Genomic DNA, 14,445 nt, shown 5'->3' on the forward strand with positions numbered 1-14,445 from the left:
TGACCTGCGAACCTGCCGCCCCCGTGGACCGTGACCTGCCCGAGATCGTCGGGACCGCCCCGGGGCTGCGTCCCGAGGCCGTCGGGACGCCGTCGCTCGCCGAGCTGACGACGCTGCGCGTGGGCGGGCCGGCGGACCGGTACGTCGAGGCGCACAGCGAGGCCGAGCTGCTGGAGATCGTCCGGGCCGCCGACGAGGCGGGGGAGCCGCTCCTCGTGATCGGCGGAGGCTCCAACCTGCTCGTCGGCGACGAGGGCTTCGGCGGCGTCGTCGTGCGCGACCTGCGGCGCGGCATCACCGTCGACGCGGAGGACTCGTGCGGGGGCGCGAGCTTCCACGCCCCGGCGGGTCAGGACTGGGACGAGCTCGTGGCGCGCGCGGTCGCGGAGGAGTGGGTCGGGGTCGAGGCGCTGTCGGGCATCCCCGGCACCGTCGGCGCGGCGCCGGTCCAGAACATCGGCGCGTACGGGCAGGACGTCGCGGGCGTGGTCTCGACCGTGCGGGTCTGGGACCGCGCGCGATCGCGCGTGCGCACGCTCGCCCTGGGCGAGCTCGCGTTCGGCTACCGGACGTCGCTGCTCAAGCGCAGCATGCACGTGGACCCCGGCGCCGGGTCCGACGACGACGGCCCCTGGTACCCGTCGCCCCGCTACGTCGTGCTCGACGTGGGCTTCCAGGCGCGGCTCGGGTCGTTGTCGGCGCCGGTCGCGTACCCCGAGCTGGCACGCACGCTCGGGGTCCAGGTCGGGGACCGCGCGCCGAGCGCGGACGTGCGCGCCGCGGTGCTCTCCCTGCGCGCGCGCAAGGGCATGCTGCTCGACGGCGTCGGCCCCGACGTCGACCGCGCGGCGGGGCCCGACCACGACCGCTGGAGCGCCGGGTCGTTCTTCACGAACCCCGTCGTCCCTGCCGAGCAGGCGGACCTGCTCCCGGCCGAGGCCCCGCGGTACCCGGTCCGCACGGCGACCCCGACCCGGACCACCGGCCCGAGCCTCGGCGAGATCGACCCGACGCTCGTGAAGACGTCGGCCGCGTGGCTCATCGAGCACGCGGGCTTCACCAAGGGGTTCGGCGTGCACGGCCCGTCGAGCCTCGCGCGGCTGTCGACGAAGCACACGCTCGCGCTGACGAACCGCGGCGGGGCGAGCGCGGAGGACGTCGTCGAGCTCGCGCGCGCGGTGCGCGACGGCGTCGTGGAGGCGTTCGGCGTCGAGCTCGTGCCGGAGCCGGTGCTCGTCGGCGTCGCGCTCTGACCCGCCCGTCGCTGAGTGCATGATCTCGTCGCGTTCGGACCCCGCCGCCGCGACGAAGTCATGCACTCAGCGCACCGGGGGCTCGGCTCAGTAGACGAGGACGGTGGTGCCGGGGTCGGCGCGCCAGGTGTCCCAGAGCCAGTTCATGGCCGAGTTCGCGACGCGGACGCACCCGTGCGACGCGGGCCACGGCGGGATCGACCCCGAGCCGTGCACCGCGATCCCGCCGGTGAAGAACTTGGGGCGCCACATGTCGCCGAGCTCGAGGCTGGACGAGTGGTTCCCGTCGACCTGCCGGCCTACCTGGAACGTGCCGCGCGGCGTGCTCGCGCGGTAGGTGCGCCCCTTCGCCTCGTACGACTCGCCGTTCCCGGACGACGCGTTGACCACCGTGACGACGCGACCGTCCTCGACGGCGAGCAGGAGCTGGCGGTCGAGGTCGATCTCGACGACCTTGCCCGACCCGCTGCGCGGCTGCGGCGTGACGCCCTCGTCGAGCGCGGCCTGGGTCGCGGGCCCGACGACGCCGTCGCGCGAGAGGCCCGCCGCCTTCTGCAGGGCCCACACGGCCTGCTGGGTGCCGCCGCCGAAGTCGCCGTCGGGCGCGCCGATGAAGTAGCCGAGGTCGGCGAGGCGCTGCTGGAGGGCGACCACCCGCTCGCCGGTCGCCCCGCGCGCGAGCTCGACCGGCTCCGGCGGGGCCTCGGGCGTCGGCTCGGGCGTGGGCGTGGGTTCGGCGGCCGGCGGCGGCGTGCTGGGCTCGGGCGTCTCGGTGGGCGTCGGGTCGGGCTCGGGCGTCTCGGTGGGGGTGGGCTCCGGCGCCGTGGTGGGCGCGGACGGGCTCGGGCTCGTCGGCTCCGGCGAGGTCGGGCTCTCGGAGGCCGACGGCGTCCGCCCGGGCTCCATGTCCGGCAGGCCCGCCTGGCAGCCCGCGAGGGCCAGCGCGGCGGCGAGCGCGGGCACGACGGCGCGCGCGACCGCCCGCCGGACGGGCCCGCGACGGCGCGGTGCCGCCGTCGGTCGCGCGCCGGGCGCGGGTGCGGTCGCGGTCGAGCGGACGGTTCCCTGCTCCACCTGGTCCCCCTTCGTCTGTCGCGGCGACGCCGCGATGGTCCATCATGCGCCGTCCGCCGCGCCCGGTCGGACGACGGCACCGGTTCTCGGCGGATCGTGACCCGGTCGTGACGCACGGTCTGTGCCGGTGGTCCGTGCCCGGTCGGTGCCGGTGGTCAGTGCGGCGCGCCCCGGTCCGGGCGGTGTGCGTCGAGCAGCGCGCCGCGCAGGACGTCGACGATCGCGTCGTCCGACAGCCCGGCCTCGCGGCCGGTGCGCACGAGCTCGTGCGCGGCGTGGCGCGCGGCGACGTCCGTGGGGGAGACGCCGTCGGCGACGACCGTCCCGGCCCGGCGACGCGTCGTGACGACCCCGGCCGCCTCGAGCTCCCGGTACGCGCGGGCCACCGTCCCGGGGGCGAGACCGAGGTCGGTCGCGAGCGCGCGGATCGTGGGGAGGCGGTCCCCGACGCGCAGCCGCCCGGCCGCGACGTGCGCGACGACCTGGCTCCGGATCTGCTCGTACGGGGCGAGGCCGGTGCGCAGGTCGATCTCGACGCGCAGCTCACCCATCGCGACTCCCGTGCCCCGCGGACGCCGGGGCGGCGACCTCAGCGTCGGGGTCGGGGGCGGGACGCACGCCCACGGCGACCGCCACGAGGGCGATCCCGACGGCGACGACCACGAGCACGACCGCCCCGGGGTAGCCCGCCCGGGCGGCGGCGTTCGCGCCGTAGGCGAGCGTGCCGGCCGCGGTGAGTCCGAGCGCGAGCTGGGTGCCGCGCAGGACCCGGTGCGCGGACGCGCGACGCAGCGCGAGGTCCCACCCGGGCTCGACGCGCGGGACGGCGGGGCGGCGCGCGACCAGCCGGAGCACGCCCTCCGCGCCGGCCACGAGCAGCACGGCGCCGGCCGCGAGCCAGGCGCCGTAGAACCACCCGGGGTAGGGGCTGGTCGTCGACGTGACGTCGCCCAGCACGCGCGTCACGGACCGCCCGTCCGCCCCGGCGGTGAGGCCGCCGACCGCGGTGAGCACGAGCACGAGGGCACCGAGGGCCCAGGTGAGGCGGCGCAGGCCGCGCGGCGCGACGTCGGACACCGTGCGCGGGCGCAGCGTGGCCGCCCGGACCGCCGTGCGCTGGCGCGGCCAGGTGCGCTCGCCGACGGCGTGCGCCCCGAGGAACGCCAGGCCGACGAGCGCGGGGGAGAGCCCCACGAGCACGCCCTCCGCGAGGCCGCCGACGGCGGTCGTCACGGCCTGCACGAGGACGGCGCCCACGAGCGCGGCGGCGGTCGCCGCGGCGACGCTGACGGTCGTCGCGTGCCGTCGGGCGGCGCGGCGCACCGGGTCCCCGTCCGCGAGCCCGTGCAGGGCGGGCGCCGGCTCGCGCGTCAGCGCGCGCACGACGAGCACCACGAGGGCGCCGACGCCCGCGAGTACGGCGAGGGCGACGACGCTCCACAGCAGGTCGTACGCGGCGGGGAGGAACATGTTGACCCCGCCCGGCTCCTCGGAGACGCTTTGTATCAACACATCGATACATTCCCACGGACCCGTGCGCGGGTCAAGGGGCGCCGGGCGCCGCGGGCGGACTCGATGAGAGGACTCTCATCGGGCTCTCACCCCCGTTCCACGCGCGCACGGTGCCCTGGGCGCATGACGATCGCCCCCGCCGTCCCCGACCAGCGCGCCTGGCTCGACCTGCTCACCGGTCCCGACGCGGGCGGCCTCCTCCACGCGGCGCTCGGGGCCGACGGCGCCGCGCTCGGCACGTGGCGCGTGCACCAGGTGCACGCGCGCCCCGGCGCGGAGGTCACCGTCGGGTACGACGTCGTCGCGCGCCGCACGCTCCCGACCCGGCCCGGCGGGGCGGTCGCGACCGTCGACGCGACCGCGTACCTGCTCGCCACGACGGCACCCCTGCCGCCCGACGCCGTCGGGCCGGGCGTCGCGCGCCTGGAGGACGGGCCGCGCGTCGTGCACGTGTGGCGGCACCCGGCCGACCCGGCGCTGCCCGCGCTCGCCGCGGCGTGCGACGCGCCCGGGCTCACGCGCCGCCTGGACGACGCGGGCGTGCTCGCCCCGGGCGAGTCCGTCGAGTCCGTGGCGATGGTCGCCTACCGGCCGCTGCGGCGCGCCGTGCTCCGCGTCCGGACCCCCTCGCGCACGCTCTACGTCAAGGTCGTCCGGCCCGGCCGGGCGCGCGCGCTCGCGCGCCGCCACGACCTCCTCCAGGACGGGGCCGTGCGCGCCCCGCGGTGCCTCGCCCGGGACGACGACGGCCTCGTGGTCCTCGAGGAGGCGCGCGGCCCGTCGCTCGCGCAGCACCTCGCGGCGTCGGGACCGGAAGCGCAGCCCGAGGCGATCGACCCGCACGAGCTGCTCCGTGCGCTCGACGCGCTGCCGGAGCGCGCGACGACGCTGCGCCGTCGGCCCGCGTGGGCGGAGCGCGTGGAGCACCACGCGACGTCGGCACTCGCGGTCCACGGTCTCGACGCCGAGCGGGTGCGGCACGTGGCGCGCGCCGTCGGGGACGCGGTCGCGACGCGCGACCCGGGCCCCGTGGTCGCGACGCACGGCGACTTCTACGAGGCGAACGTCCTGCTCGAAGCGGGCCCGGACGCCGTCGACGTCCCGGGGGCGACGGCCCGGCCGCGCGTGGCCGCGCTGCTCGACGTGGACACGCTCGGGCCGGGCCACCGCGTGGACGACCTCGCGTGCCTCGTCGGGCACCTCGCCGTCCTGCCCGCGCTCGCGCCGACCGTGTACGGGGGCGTGGGCGGGCTCGTCGAGCGGTGCCTCGCGGTGTTCGGGACCGCCGTCGACCCGGTGGGGCTGCGCGCCCGGGCCGCGGGCGTCGTGCTGTCCCTCGTGCCGGGCGCGGGCTCGCGCGAGCTCGCGGAGGCCTGGCTCGCGGTCGCGGACGGGCTGCTCCCGCTTCCTGAGAGCACTCTCATGACGACCTCCTCGGCCTCTCACGCGTGAGCGGGAGGCTCGAGACCTGCACGGCCGAGGGGTCGTGCGCACCATCGGACGAAGGAGAAGCACCATGAAGGCACGCAGCGCATGGATCGTCACCGGGGCGCTCGGCGCGGTCGGTCTCGGGGCCACGATGGCCGCCGCCCAGGGCGCGCTCGACGCCCCCGACGAGGCGGTCGTCTCCCCGTCGGTCCAGGTGACGACGTCCGACGCCGCGACGGCCGCGGCGACCGCGTCGGCCTCCCCGAGCCCGACGGACGTCCAGAACGGGACGTCGATCACGACGGTCACCGCGGGCTCCGCGAACACGTCCGCGTCGCCCACGACGGCGGCCTCCGCCGTGACGAGCCAGACGGCGAACACCGCGAGCACCGCCCCGACGGCCGACACCGCGGGCACCGCGCAGACGGCGAGCTCGCCGGCCAGCCCGGTGACCCCGCCGTCGCCGCAGTCCGCGACCTGACCGGGCCCGGGCCTCGCTGCCCGCGCCCGCACGACGCCCGCCCCGGCCCCCGGGGCGGGCGTCGTCGGTTCAGGAGCGCCGCGGCGCGTCCGCGAGGCGGTAGCCCATCCCGCGCACGGTGACGAAGTGCTCCGCGCCGAGCTTGTTGCGCAGGTACCGCACGTACACGTCGACGACGTTGGAGCCGGGGTCGAAGTCGTACCCCCACACGCGCGACAGGAGCTGCTCGCGGCTGAGGACCTGCCCGGGGTTGCGCAGGAACGCCTCGGCGAGCGCGAACTCGCGCGCGGAGAGGTCGACCTCGCGGTCGGACGTCCGGGCCCGCCGAGTGCGCAGGTCCAGGCTCAGCGCACCGTGCGTGAGCACCGTGACCTCGCCCGCGGGCTCGCTGCGCAGCCGGAGCCGGATGCGCGCGAGCAGCTCCTCGAAGCGGAACGGCTTGGCCATGTAGTCGTCGGCGCCGCCCTCGAGCCCGGCGACGGTGTCCGTGACCGACGTGCGCGCCGTGAGGATGATGACGGGGATCGCGTTCCCGGTCTCCCGCAGCCGGCGCAGCACGGTGAAGCCGTCCTGGTCCGGCAGGCCGAGGTCGAGCACGAGGAGCGCGAAGCCGCCGCTGCTCGCGAGGTCGAACGCCTCGCGGCCCGTCGCGACCGTGGTGCTCGCGTAGCCCGCGGCGCGCAGCCCCTTGGCCACGAACGACGCGATGCGGGTCTCGTCCTCGGCGACGAGGATCTGGCTCACCGGGTGGTCCTTCCGTCGTGGTCGGTGTCGTTCTCGGTGCTGCTCTGGGTGCCGTTGTCGGTGCCGGTCCGGGTGCGGGTCTCGGAGCCCGACCCGGGGTCGTTCGGCCGTGCGTCCGGCGTGTCCGGCGGCAGCTCGGGGGTCGCGGCGGACGGCGCCGTGGGTGCGGTCGGCGCGGTCGCCCCGTACGGGGTCGCGGCGTCGGTCGTCGCGGGGGCCGCTCCCGGGACCGGCACGAGCGGCAGGTCGAGCGTGAACGTCGACCCGACGCCAGGCGTCGAGGCGACGTGGACGCGGCCGCCGTGGCCGTCGGCGATCGCCGCGACGATCGCGAGCCCCAGCCCGGCGCCCTCGGGGTGCGCCGCGCCGGGCGTGGTGGCCTGCGCGAACCGCTCGAAGATCCGTCCCTGCTGCTCGGGGGCGATCCCGACGCCCTCGTCGCGGACCCAGACGCGCACGCGCGCGCCGTCGTCGGACACGGCCGAGCCGAGCGCGACGGCCGACCCGGGCGCCGAGAACTTCACCGCGTTGGCCGCGAGCTGGAGGAGCGCCTGCGTGAGGCGCTGCGCGTCGGCCCGCACCGCGACGTCCGCGCGCGCGTCGACGAGCCACCGCCGGTCGCCGAGCGTGCGGACCTTGTCGTGGACGTCGTCGAGCAGGCGCCCGAGGTCCGTGTCGAGGGGGCGCACGAAGTCCGGTCGCCCGGCGGTCGCGAGCGTCACGAGGTCGTCCACGAGGCGGTTCATGCGGTCGAGCTCGTCGAGCGCGAGGTCGCGCGTCTCGGTCGCGTCGGTCGCGTCGTGCGGGTCCATGAGCTCGAGGTGACCCCGCACCACGGTGAGGGGCGTGCGCAGCTCGTGCCCGACGTCGTCGATGAGCCGGCGCTGCGAGTCGAACGCGCCCTCGAGCCGGTCGAGCATGCCGTTCACGGTGCGGGACAGGTCGGAGAGGTCGTCGTTGCCCGTGACCGGGATCCGCGCGGAGAGGTCGGTCTCGCCGATGCGCTGCGCGGTGCGCGAGAGCGTGCGGATCGGGAGCAGGAGCCGGCCGGCCACGACCCAGCCGACGACGCCGATGAGCACGAGCGCGCCGAGCGCGACGACGGCGTACGTGCGGAAGACCTGGGCGAACTCGGCGTGCTCCGCCGAGCGGTCGTAGGCGAGGACGAGCGCCGCGGGCGGCCCGGCGCCGTCCGCCCCGGTCGCGCGCACGGGTGCGACGAGCGCGCGGTAGTCCGCGGTCGCCGTCCCGACCGAGCGCAGCACCACGTGGTCGCCCGCCACGAGCGGCGACAGCGCGGCGACGAGCTCGGCGTCCTCCTCGAGGCGCAGGCGCACGTCCTGCTGCGACACGAGCGGCGTGCGGCCCTCGCGCAGCCCGAGCACGCCCTCGTTCTGGGCGGGCACGGTGAGCTGGATCGATGCGACGACGACGTCCTCGGCGGACCGGAACGGCTCGCCCGTCACGGGGTTCACGCCGGAGCCCGCGATCCGCCGGAGCTCGTTCGCGCTCCGCACGAGGCTCTCGTCGATGCGCGCGTCGAGCTGGCCGCGCTGCAGGAACCACGCCGCGCCGCCCGCGAGGAGGAGCGCGAGGGCGGACAGGCCGAGGAACGCCGCGAGCATCCGGGTGCGGACCGTGAGCCCCGCGCCGCGCGCCCGGCGCCTCACCCGTCGCCCCGGTCGGGGCCGTCGCGATCGTCGTCCTGGTCGTCGGTCGCGTCGTCGTCGGAGTCGTCCCCCGCGCCGTCGTCCTGGTCGTCGTCGCTCGACGGCGGGGCGGGCGTGACGCGGTCGTCGTCCGTGTCGTCGCCCTCACCGTCGTCGTCGGTCGGGCTGGGCGTCGGGGCCGGCGTCGTCGGGGTCGCGGCCGGGGGAGCGGGCGTCACGACGACGGCCACGCCGACGTCGCGGTCCTGCGGCCGCGCGGCGAGCGCGCCCGCCGCGGCGGCACCGGCGAGGACGAGCACGAGCGCCCCCACGAGCCACGCGACGGTCCGGCGAGTCATGGACCCAGTATCGGAGAGCCGGATGAGACGCACATGAGAGTCCGCGCGACGAGCCGGGAGGACGCGTATATCTTGATGTCAAGATTGTTGACGTCTAGATACTGCGACCGGACGGAGTCGTCATGCCACGCGACTGGGACCCTGCCCTCTACCTCCGCCACGCCGACGAGCGCACGCGCCCGATGGCCGACCTCGTGGCGCGCGTCCCCGTCGACGCGCGCACGGTCGTCGACCTCGGGTCCGGCCCCGGCCACCTGACCCCGCTCCTGCACGCGCGCTGGCCCGACGCCGCGATCACCGGGATCGACGCGTCGCCGGCCATGGTGGCCGCCGCCCGGCGCGACGCGTCCGCGCCCTGGGTGCGGTACGAGCTCGCGGACGTGCGCTCGTGGGCGCCGCCCGCGCCCGCCGACGTCGTCGTGAGCAACGCGACGCTCCAGTGGGTGCCCGGCCACCTCGACCTGCTTCCCCGGCTCGCCGACCACGTCGCCCCGGACGGCGCGCTCGCGTTCTCCGTCCCCGGCAACCACGACGCGCCGAGCCACCGGCTCCTGCGCGAGCTCGCTGCCCGACCCCCGTACGCGGCGCACGCCGCGGGCGTCGAGCGCCCCGCGGCGCACGACCCCGAGGTGTACCTCGACGCGCTCACCACCCTCGGCTGGACCGTCGACGCCTGGGAGACGACGTACGTCCACGTGCTCCACGGCCCGGACCCCGTGCTGCGCTGGGTCTCCGCGACGGGCGCCCGCCCCGTGCTCCAGGCCCTCCCCGACGACCTGCGCGACGCGTTCGTCGCGCAGTACGCCGCCGCGCTGCGGGACGCGTACCCGGAGCGCGGCGCAGGCACGCTCCTGCCGTTCCGTCGCGTCTTCGTCGTCGCGACGCGCGCGTGACCGCTCGCGTCAGCCCGCCGATCCCCGGCGGCCCGCGCGCACGCGGGCGTCAGCCCGCCGCGAGCCAGTCGTCCACGCCCGCGAGCAGCCGTCGCTTGGTGCCCGACGACGCCCGGCTCGCCCGGATCGACGACCGCGCGAGGTCGGCGAGCTCCGCGTCGGAGAACCCGTGCTCGCGCCGCGCCGTCTCGTACTGCCCGACGAGCCGGGACCCGAACAGCAGCGGGTCGTCCGCGCCGAGCGCGACCTGCGCGCCCGCGTCGACGAGCGCGCCGAGCGGGACCTGCCCCGCCTCCTCGTAGACGCCGAGCGAGACGTTCGACGCCGGGCACACCTCGAGCGCGATCCCCCGGTCCACGACGTCGTCGAGGACGCGCCGGTCCTCCGCCGACCGCACCCCGTGGCCCAGGCGGTCCGGGACCAGCTCGCGCACGACCTCGTGCACGTGGCCGGGGCCCAGGAGCTCGCCGCCGTGGGGCACCGACGCGAGCCCCGCCCGTCGCGCGATCGCGAACGCGCGCGCGAACTCGGCCGTGTCGCCGCGCCGCTCGTCGTTGCTCAGGCCGAACCCCACGACCTCGCCCGCGCCCTCGCCCGCGTACTGTGCCGCGAGCCGCGCGAGGGTCCGCGCGTCGAGCGGGTGCCGCGTGCGCGACGCCGCGACGACCACCGCGACCTCCGTCCCCGTCGCGGCGCTCGCGGACCGGGCGGCGTCGAGCACGATCTCCACGGCCGGGGTGATGCCCCCGACGAACGGCGCGTAGGACGTCGGGTCCACCTGGATCTCGAGCCGCCCCGACCCCTCCGCGGCGTCGTCCTGCGCCGCCTCGAGCACGATGCGCCGCATGTCGGCCTCGGACCGCACGCACGCGCGCGCCGCGTCGTACAGGCGCTGGAACCGGAACCAGCCGCGCTCGGTGGGCGGCAGGCGCAGCGGGTCGCCGTCGACAAGCGCGTGGGGGAGCCGCACGCCGTACTGCGTGGCGAGGTCGCGCAAGGTGTCGGGCCGCATGGACCCCGTGAAGTGCAGGTGCAGGTGGGCCTTCGGGAGCGTCGCCAGGTCTCGCACAGCGGGAGTCTGTCACGGGCGCACGGCGCCCGCCGTCGGGCGCGGGTCGACCGCGGCGCAGGTCCCGCCGCAGGTCGGGGTGCCGACGGCGCCCGCGCGCGTCACGCCCCGGGGAGGAACCCGCGCTGCATCGCGACCGTCACGGCGGCGGTGCGGTCGTCCACGCCGAGCTTGGCGAAGGCCCGCAGCAGGTGCGTCTTCACGGTCGCCTCGGCGATGAACAGCTCGCGTCCGACGGCCGCGTTCGACAGCCCGCGGGCCACGAGCCGCAGCACCTCGACCTCCCGGTCCGTGAGCCGCTCCGTCCCGCGCACCGACGTCACGAGCCGCGTCGCGACGCTCGGTGCTAGCACCGTCTGTCCCCGCGCAGCGGCGCGCACGCCTGCGACGAGCTCCTCGCGTGGCGTGTCCTTGAGCAGGTAGCCGGTGGCGCCCGCCTCGACGGCCCGCAGGATGTCGGCATCCGTCTCGTACGTCGTGAGCACGACGACGCGCGGCCCCGCCGCCCCGCGCCCGCGGACCGGTGCGCCGACGATCGCCGCGGTCGCGCCCACGCCGTCGAGCACGGGCATCCGCAGGTCCATGAGCACGACGTCGGGCGCCAGCTCGCGCGCGAGCTCCACCGCCTGCGCGCCGTCGCCCGCCTCCCCGACCACCGCGAGGTCGGGCTCGGCGGCCAGCATCCCCACGATGCCCGAGCGCACGACCGGGTGGTCGTCGACCACGAGCACCCGCACCGCGCCGTCCCGGCCGGTCGTCCCCGTCACCGCACCGCTCCTCGCCTCGTCGGGGCCGTCCGGCCCGTGCCCACGCCCGTCGCGGGCAGCCGCACCGCGACGCGCGTGCCCCCGCCCGGCGCGGGCCCGACCTCAAGGCTGCCGCCCTCCGCGGCGACGCGCTCGCGCATGCCCCGCAGACCGTAGCCCTCGGCCGCGTCGTCGGGCAGCCCGCGACCGTCGTCGCACACCTCCAGGAGGGTCCCGTCCGCGTCGTGGCGCAGCCCGACCCGCACCGTGCCCGCCCCGGCGTGGCGCCGCACGTTCGTCAGCGCCTCCTGGGCCGAGCGCAGCAGCACGACTTCCTCGGCGCTCGACAGTCCCGGGACGTCGTCGGCCGCGAGCTCCACGCGCGTCCCCGTCTCCTCGGTGAAGCGCGTCGCGAGGCGGCGCAGCGCCTCCCCGAGCGTGCTGCCCTGCAGCGGGGCCGGCGCGGAGGCCGCGACCAGGGCCCGGGCCTCGGCGAGGTTGTCGCGCGCCGTCGACTCGACGAGCGCGAGGCGCTCGCGCGCCGCGTCCCGGGCGCCCCGGTCCAGGTCGGCGCTCGCGGCCTGCGCCAGCATGACGACGCTCGTGAACCCCTGGGCGAGCGTGTCGTGGATCTCCTGGGCGACCCGCTCGCGCTCCGCGAGCACGCCCGCCTCGTGGTGCGAGCGCGCGAGCTCGGCCTGCGTCGCGCGCAGCGCGTCGACGAGGCGCGCGTGCCGCTCCGACTGCCGCATCGTGTGCGCCGTCCACAGCCCGAGGCTCAGCGCGAACGCGAGCGCGACGCCCATCTGGGGCGCGGCGCTCGCGAGCTCGTCGGGCTCGACGCGCCCCGTCGCCGGGTCGAACGCGAGCGCGAGCGCGGTACCGGCCGCGAGCGCGACGCACAGCACGACCTGCGCCCAGAGGTGCTCCGAGAGCATCCAGATCTGCGTGAAGACGGCGAACAGCAGCAGCGTGCCGAGCGCGTCCTGCCCGACGACGACGAGCGTCCCGGCGATCGCGACGACGAGGTAGAGGTGCGCCGGCACCTGGGCGCGCGTGCGGGCCGCGCGCCGCCCCCACGCGAGGTAGGCCAGGAGGATCGTCCCGAGCGCGGCGAGCGACACGAGCAGGGCCGTGCCGGCGACGCCCGCGGTGAGCAGCGCGAGCGCGCTGAGCACGACGATGACGTAGAACGCCACGTCCCACCAGCGCACGTCGCGCGCCCAGGCGCCGTCGAGCTGGGCCGTGGCCGGGGCTGCACCGTCCCCGGCCCCGTCCTCGATCCCGGCTCCGGCATCGGCCGCCGGGAGCCCGCCCGCGGGCGAGGGCGGGTCAGCCGTCGTCACGGCGCCGCCACCGGAACGACCGCGCGCCCACCACGAGCCCCAGGACCAGCCATGCGACCAGTACAGCAGCGGTCGCGCCGTGCTGCCACGACCCGGACGGCTCGAGCGCCGCGGCCTGCTCGGGGAGGAAGACCGAGCGCATGCCCTGGGCCATCCACTTGAGCGGGAACACCGAGGCGACGGTCTGCATCCACGCGGGCAGCGCGAAGAACGCGAAGAACACCCCGGAGATGAACTGCAGCACGAGCACGACGGGCGTGACGACCGCCGTGGCGGAGCGGCCCGAGCGCGGCAGCGACGAGAACGCGACCCCGCACACGGCGCCCGCGGCGCACCCGAGCACGAACACCCACGCGAACGTCGTGAGCCGGGTCGCGGCGTCGGGCATGTCCCAGGGCATCGGGACGTCGTACACGACGGCCGCGAGGAGCAGCAGGAGCGCCGTCTGCACGATCGAGGTCGCGAGGACCAGGCCCACCTTGCCGTAGAAGTACGCCGACGCGGGCAGCGGGGTCGCGCGCAGGCGCTTGAGCGCGCCGTCGTCACGCTCGACCGCGATCGAGATCGCGAGCGACTGGAAGCTCGTGAGCATGACGCCCGTCGCGATCATGCCCGGCAGGAAGTACTGCGCGAAGGGCACGGAGTAGCCCGCGTCGCCCTGGTCCTGCCCGTCGAACACGGTCGCGAAGATCGCGAGCATGATGAGCGGGTACGTGAAGATGAAGACGACCGCGTCGCGCTCGCGGAAGAACCCGCGCAGCTCGGCGCGCGTGCGCTCGATGCCGAGGCGGGCGGCCCCGGGCAGGGCGGCGCGCGGTGCGCGCGTGGTCGGGGCGACGGTCACGGTCGGGCCTCCTCGGGGACGACGACGGTCGCGTCGTCGGGCGTGCGGGCCGCGGCGGGTGCGCCGGGCCGGTCGGGGGCGGGGGCCGGGTCGCTCGACGCGGCCGGCTCGCCGATGAGCTCGAGGTAGACGTCCTCGAGGCTCGGGCGCGTCACCTCGAGCCCGGGGACCTCGCCGTCGGGGTACCGCGCGGCGAGCGCCGCGACGACCGCGGTGGGGGAGCCCGTGCGCTCGGAGCGCCGGGTGCCGCCGTCGAGCCACCGCACGACGGGGCGGCGCGCCTCCGCGCCCCCGAGGCGGTCGGGCGCGTCGAGCGCCACGACCCGCCCCGATCGCACGACGGCCGCGCGGTCGGCCAGGTAGGCCGCCTCGTCGAGGTAGTGCGTCGTGAGCAGGATCGTCGTGCCGTCCTCGCGCAGCGACCGGACGAGCGCCCAGAACGCGCGGCGGGCCTGGGGGTCGAACCCCGTCGTGGGCTCGTCGAGGAACAGCAGCTCCGGCCGGCCGACGATCCCGAGCGCGACGTCGAGCCGTCGGCGCTGCCCGCCGGAGAGCTGGCGCGTGCGCGTGCGGGCCTTCTCCCGCAGGCCGACGGCGTCGATCACCTCGTCGGGGTCCCGCGGCGTCGGGTAGAACGTCGCGAAGTGCCGGACGAGCTCGGCGACCGTGAGCTCGGCCTGGTCGCGCGAGTCCTGGAGGACGACGCCGAGGCGCGAGCGCCAGGCGCGGCCCGCGGTCTGGGGGTCCTCGCCGAGCACGCGGACCTCGCCCGCGTCCCGGCGGCGGAAGCCCTCGAGGATCTCGACCGTGGTGGTCTTCCCGGCGCCGTTGGGGCCGAGGACCGCGAAGATCTCGCCGCGCTCGACGCGCAGGTCGATGCCGTCCACGGCCTGCTTGGGGCCGTAGCGCTTGCGCAGGCCGCGCACGTCCACGGCCGGTCCGCTCTGCCCGGCGCCGGGGCCGGAGCCGGCGCCGCGGGGGCCGGCGGGGAGGGGTGTCGTCGTCATGGGACCAGCGTGTCGGCGCGGGGCCCCGGCCCGCGACGCC

The 14,445-nt window shown here is 77.2% G+C and carries 15 protein-coding genes; 4 read left to right on the plus strand and 11 right to left on the minus strand.

The window, feature by feature from the left end:
* Window positions 1-65 precede the first annotated feature (65 nt).
* Window positions 66-1,253, plus strand: coding sequence for a UDP-N-acetylmuramate dehydrogenase (locus MT994_RS08290; protein ID WP_206153842.1), 1,188 nt, complete (start codon window positions 66-68; stop codon window positions 1,251-1,253).
* A gap of 87 nt (window positions 1,254-1,340) precedes the next feature.
* Here MT994_RS08290 and MT994_RS08295 read toward each other — a convergent pair whose 3' ends face one another.
* The 3 genes from MT994_RS08295 to MT994_RS08305 all read right to left on the minus strand — a co-directional run bounded on the left by MT994_RS08295 (window position 1,341) and on the right by MT994_RS08305 (window position 3,797).
* Window positions 1,341-2,327 (minus strand): L,D-transpeptidase family protein, encoded by a 987-nt coding sequence (locus tag MT994_RS08295; protein WP_354805871.1) that lies wholly within the window; start codon window positions 2,325-2,327, stop codon window positions 1,341-1,343.
* Between the two features lie 155 nt (window positions 2,328-2,482).
* Window positions 2,483-2,878, minus strand: coding sequence for a GntR family transcriptional regulator (locus tag MT994_RS08300; protein WP_085388410.1), 396 nt, complete (start codon window positions 2,876-2,878; stop codon window positions 2,483-2,485).
* Window positions 2,871-3,797 (minus strand): hypothetical protein, encoded by a 927-nt coding sequence (locus tag MT994_RS08305; protein WP_354805873.1) that lies wholly within the window; start codon window positions 3,795-3,797, stop codon window positions 2,871-2,873. The genes MT994_RS08300 and MT994_RS08305 overlap by 8 nt, the downstream gene beginning before the upstream one ends.
* Window positions 3,798-3,962: 165 nt before the next feature.
* On the opposite strand from MT994_RS08305, the gene MT994_RS08310 reads away from it, so the two are divergent.
* On the plus strand, window positions 3,963-5,291 hold the full coding sequence (locus MT994_RS08310; RefSeq protein ID WP_354805875.1) for an aminoglycoside phosphotransferase family protein: 1,329 nt from the start codon (window positions 3,963-3,965) through the stop codon (window positions 5,289-5,291).
* A 64-nt stretch (window positions 5,292-5,355) separates the two neighbouring features.
* On the plus strand, window positions 5,356-5,748 hold the full coding sequence (locus MT994_RS08315; protein ID WP_194522157.1) for a hypothetical protein: 393 nt from the start codon (window positions 5,356-5,358) through the stop codon (window positions 5,746-5,748).
* Window positions 5,749-5,817: 69 nt separating this feature from the next.
* Here MT994_RS08315 and MT994_RS08320 read toward each other — a convergent pair whose 3' ends face one another.
* Genes MT994_RS08320 through MT994_RS08330 form a run of 3 tightly spaced genes read right to left on the minus strand, consistent with a single transcriptional unit; the run spans window position 5,818 to window position 8,500 of the window.
* Window positions 5,818-6,492: a response regulator transcription factor gene (locus MT994_RS08320; protein WP_354805877.1), complete on the minus strand. Its 675-nt coding sequence runs from the start codon at window positions 6,490-6,492 to the stop codon at window positions 5,818-5,820.
* Window positions 6,489-8,162: a HAMP domain-containing sensor histidine kinase gene (locus MT994_RS08325; protein WP_354805878.1), complete on the minus strand. Its 1,674-nt coding sequence runs from the start codon at window positions 8,160-8,162 to the stop codon at window positions 6,489-6,491. Before MT994_RS08325 ends, MT994_RS08320 begins: the two co-directional genes overlap by 4 nt.
* Window positions 8,159-8,500 carry a hypothetical protein gene (locus MT994_RS08330; RefSeq protein WP_354805880.1) on the minus strand — a complete coding sequence of 114 codons (342 nt, stop codon included), beginning with the start codon at window positions 8,498-8,500 and terminating at the stop codon, window positions 8,159-8,161. Before MT994_RS08330 ends, MT994_RS08325 begins: the two co-directional genes overlap by 4 nt.
* A gap of 122 nt (window positions 8,501-8,622) precedes the next feature.
* Between MT994_RS08330 and MT994_RS08335 the strand changes: the two genes are divergently transcribed.
* Window positions 8,623-9,393 (plus strand): methyltransferase domain-containing protein, encoded by a 771-nt coding sequence (locus MT994_RS08335; RefSeq protein ID WP_308821541.1) that lies wholly within the window; start codon window positions 8,623-8,625, stop codon window positions 9,391-9,393.
* Between the two features lie 49 nt (window positions 9,394-9,442).
* Here the strand turns inward: MT994_RS08335 and MT994_RS08340 are convergent, their stop codons facing one another.
* The 5 genes from MT994_RS08340 to MT994_RS08360 all read right to left on the minus strand — a co-directional run bounded on the left by MT994_RS08340 (window position 9,443) and on the right by MT994_RS08360 (window position 14,405).
* Window positions 9,443-10,462 (minus strand): adenosine deaminase, encoded by a 1,020-nt coding sequence (locus MT994_RS08340; RefSeq protein ID WP_034654722.1) that lies wholly within the window; start codon window positions 10,460-10,462, stop codon window positions 9,443-9,445.
* 101 nt (window positions 10,463-10,563) lie between these two features.
* Window positions 10,564-11,229 carry a response regulator transcription factor gene (locus tag MT994_RS08345; RefSeq protein ID WP_354805881.1) on the minus strand — a complete coding sequence of 222 codons (666 nt, stop codon included), beginning with the start codon at window positions 11,227-11,229 and terminating at the stop codon, window positions 10,564-10,566.
* On the minus strand, window positions 11,226-12,554 hold the full coding sequence (locus tag MT994_RS08350) for a sensor histidine kinase (RefSeq protein WP_354805883.1): 1,329 nt from the start codon (window positions 12,552-12,554) through the stop codon (window positions 11,226-11,228). The genes MT994_RS08345 and MT994_RS08350 overlap by 4 nt, the downstream gene beginning before the upstream one ends.
* Complete coding sequence (locus tag MT994_RS08355) at window positions 12,541-13,398, minus strand: ABC transporter permease (RefSeq protein ID WP_168944717.1); 858 nt, start codon at window positions 13,396-13,398, stop codon at window positions 12,541-12,543. The genes MT994_RS08350 and MT994_RS08355 overlap by 14 nt, the downstream gene beginning before the upstream one ends.
* Window positions 13,395-14,405, minus strand: coding sequence for an ABC transporter ATP-binding protein (locus tag MT994_RS08360; RefSeq protein WP_354805884.1), 1,011 nt, complete (start codon window positions 14,403-14,405; stop codon window positions 13,395-13,397). The genes MT994_RS08355 and MT994_RS08360 overlap by 4 nt, the downstream gene beginning before the upstream one ends.
* Window positions 14,406-14,445: the final 40 nt, after the last annotated feature.

The sequence above is a fragment of the Cellulosimicrobium sp. MI9406 genome, assembly GCF_040595865.1.
In the GTDB taxonomy this organism is placed as follows: Bacteria; Actinomycetota; Actinomycetes; order Actinomycetales; family Cellulomonadaceae; genus Cellulosimicrobium; species Cellulosimicrobium funkei.

Excerpts from the sequence above, each read along its gene's own strand:
- MT994_RS08335 (WP_308821541.1), top strand. The coding sequence starts at position 8,623 with ATGCCACGCGACTGGGACCCTGCCCTCTACCTCCGCCACGCCGACGAG.
- MT994_RS08330 (WP_354805880.1), bottom strand. The coding sequence starts at position 8,500 with ATGACTCGCCGGACCGTCGCGTGGCTCGTGGGGGCGCTCGTGCTCGTC.
- MT994_RS08315 (WP_194522157.1), top strand. The coding sequence starts at position 5,356 with ATGAAGGCACGCAGCGCATGGATCGTCACCGGGGCGCTCGGCGCGGTC.
- MT994_RS08310 (WP_354805875.1), top strand. The coding sequence starts at position 3,963 with ATGACGATCGCCCCCGCCGTCCCCGACCAGCGCGCCTGGCTCGACCTG.
- MT994_RS08300 (WP_085388410.1), bottom strand. The coding sequence starts at position 2,878 with ATGGGTGAGCTGCGCGTCGAGATCGACCTGCGCACCGGCCTCGCCCCG.
- MT994_RS08360 (WP_354805884.1), bottom strand. The coding sequence starts at position 14,405 with ATGACGACGACACCCCTCCCCGCCGGCCCCCGCGGCGCCGGCTCCGGC.
- MT994_RS08305 (WP_354805873.1), bottom strand. The coding sequence starts at position 3,797 with ATGTTCCTCCCCGCCGCGTACGACCTGCTGTGGAGCGTCGTCGCCCTC.